Here is a 2,534-nt window from a genome sequence, read left to right as displayed (position 1 = left end):
GGACTAAGCCGCTCTCGCGGCAGGGCGCTGCGGCACGGTCATCGCTGAGATTTCGCCTGTGAGGCGCTGCATCCGAGGATTTCGGGGTCGTTTCCCCTGATCCTTGGAGGCCTCCATGACCGATGCCGTCACCGTCAGTCCGCTGCGCCAGCGGATGATCGAGGACATGACCATCCGCCGGTTTGGCGAGCACACGCAGCGCGATTATGTGCGGCAGGTCCGGGAGTTCACGGTCTTCCTCGGCCTGTCGCCGGATCGGGCCGAGCCCGAGGATCTGCGACGCTACCAGCTTCACCTGGCTTCGCTTGGTGCGAGCTACGCCCGGATGAACCAAGCCTGCACGGCGTTACGGTTCTTCTTCCACGTCACTCTGGGTCGGACCGGGTTCGGCGACCGCATGGCGCGGATCCCGACGCCGGAGCGCCTGCCGGTGGTGCTGGGCACCGAAGAGGTCGCGCTGTTGCTGGCGCATGCGCGGAGCCTGAAGGACCGGGCGGCGCTTAGCATCGCCTATGGCTGCGGACTGCGGGTCTCGGAGATCGCCCACCTCAAGGTCGCCGACATCGACAGCGCCCGCATGCTGATCCGGGTCGAGCAGGGCAAGGGCCGCAAGGACCGCTATGTCATGCTCGCGCCCGACCTGCTCGATCTGCTGCGACAATGGTGGCGGGTGAAGCGGCCGCGCGGCTGGCTCTTTCCCGGCCAGCAGCCGGGCCAGCCGATCACGACGCGTCAGCTCAACCGAGCCTGCCATGCCGCAGCCGTTGCGGCGAAGCTCGACAAGCGGGTGTCGATGCACACGCTGCGGCACAGCTTCGCCACGCATCTGCTGGAACGGAAGACCGATATCCGGGTGATCCAGGTCCTGCTCGGCCACAGGAAGCTCGACACCACTGCCGTCTATACCCGCGTCGCGCTGAAGACCCTGCGCGAGGTGACCAGCCCGCTCGCGCTGCTGGCGCCGCCGCCACCGCCGTAACGCTCCGCGCCGATCATGGCGCGGCCTTCGCTGGAGGTCGCGGATATCCTGAACCGGCATGGCGACGCCTTCCTCGCGCGCCACCGGCTCAGCCGCGGCCAGCTCAAGGTCATCGGTGCGATCCGGGCCTGCCGCACGGCTGCGCTCGGCGGCCATGTCATGGCCTGCGGCGACTGCGATCACGCGACGATCGCCTACAACTCCTGCCGCAACCGCCACTGCCCACGCTGCCAGAGCGCGGCGGCGAAGGACTGGCTGGCGGACCGGCAAGCCGATCTCCTGCCCGTGCCTTACTACCATCTCGTTTTCACCTTGCCGGCGCCCCTCGCGGCCATCGCCTTCCAGAACAAGGCCGAGGTCTATGGTCTGTTGTTCAAGGCAGCGGCCGCGTCGCTCGCCACCATCGCGATCGATCCCCGCCATCTCGGCGCCCGCATCGGCTTCACCAGCGTCCTTCACACCTGGGGATCGGCGATGACGCACCATCCCCATCTCCATATCATCACGCCCGGCGGCGGCCTCTCGCCGGACGGCGCGCGCTGGATCGCGTGCCGGCCCGGCTTCTTCCTGCCGGTGCGCGTGCTCTCCCGGCTGTTCCGCAGGCTCTTCCTCGAAGGGCTCGCGGCCCTGCACGCGGCCGGCCGGCTCGCCTTCCATGGCGATCTCGCTCATCTGGCCGAAGCCCATGCCTTCACCGCCATGCTGGCGCCGCTGCGACGAGCCGACTGGGTTGTCTATGCCAAGCGCCCCTTCGGTGGCCCCGAGGCCGTGCTGGCCTATCTCGCCCGCTACACCCACCGCGTCGCCATCGCCAACAGCCGCCTCGTCGCCTTGGATCGGCACGGGGTCACGTTCCGCTGGAAGGATTATCGCGCCCGCTCCGCCGGCAAGGCCTGGCGCAAGACCATGACGCTGGCGGCCCACGAGTTCATCCGCCGCTTTCTGCTCCACATCCTGCCCGACGGCTTCCACCGTATCCGCCACTACGGCCTGCTCGCCTCCAGCCGGCGCGCCGGCACCATCGCCCGCATCAGGCAGATCATCGCGGCGCCGACGCCGGCCGCAACGACGGCAGATCGTGAAGCTGAGTTCTCGGCCGAACAATCCGATCTGGTCGACGAGCGGAGGTCACCTTGCCCATGCTGCGGTGGTCGCATGATCATCGTCGAGCGCTTCGCTCCGGGCACAGCGCCGCGCACCATCGTCGCCGTCAGGATCGACACATCATGACGACGGCGCCGGGGAGCCACCCAGACGGACCACCGCCGGTCTCAGCCAGAGAGCGGGCAAGCCCGTTCGCCCCGATGGCGGAAACAGAGATCACCGCAGGCTCGAATATATCCAATGCGAGGCCAAGTGCGGGCTCCCGGGCATCTCGGTCGGAGCATCGCGCCGCCGTCCCGCGCCTCGCACGATCCCGCCGACCAGGCCGCGCGGCGAAATCCCCATAGCGCACGACCCCGGGCCGCGGCTTCCTCCCCTGGAGGCTTTCGGACGCCGGCCCTCAGCCCGGTCAGACCCCGCCCGCACGGACCGGCATCCGAAACCCTTCACA

Annotated in this window: 2 protein-coding genes; both read left to right on the top strand. The window is 68.8% G+C overall.

Annotated features, from left to right (window positions below; all coding sequences use genetic code 11):
• Positions 1 to 115 precede the first annotated feature (115 nt).
• The gene (locus tag ACWGRX_RS26830) at positions 116 to 979 is read left to right on the top strand and encodes a tyrosine-type recombinase/integrase (RefSeq protein WP_293813294.1); all 864 of its coding nucleotides are present in this window, start codon (positions 116 to 118) and stop codon (positions 977 to 979) included.
• 15 nt (positions 980 to 994) lie between these two features.
• On the top strand, positions 995 to 2,209 hold the full coding sequence (locus ACWGRX_RS26825) for an IS91 family transposase (protein WP_306225450.1): 1,215 nt from the start codon (positions 995 to 997) through the stop codon (positions 2,207 to 2,209).
• Positions 2,210 to 2,534: the final 325 nt, after the last annotated feature.

The sequence above is a fragment of the Allobosea sp. NPDC055594 genome (assembly GCF_053618995.1).
The sequence above is the reverse complement of the archived record's forward strand: the minus strand, read 5'-3'. Positions and strand labels throughout refer to the sequence as shown.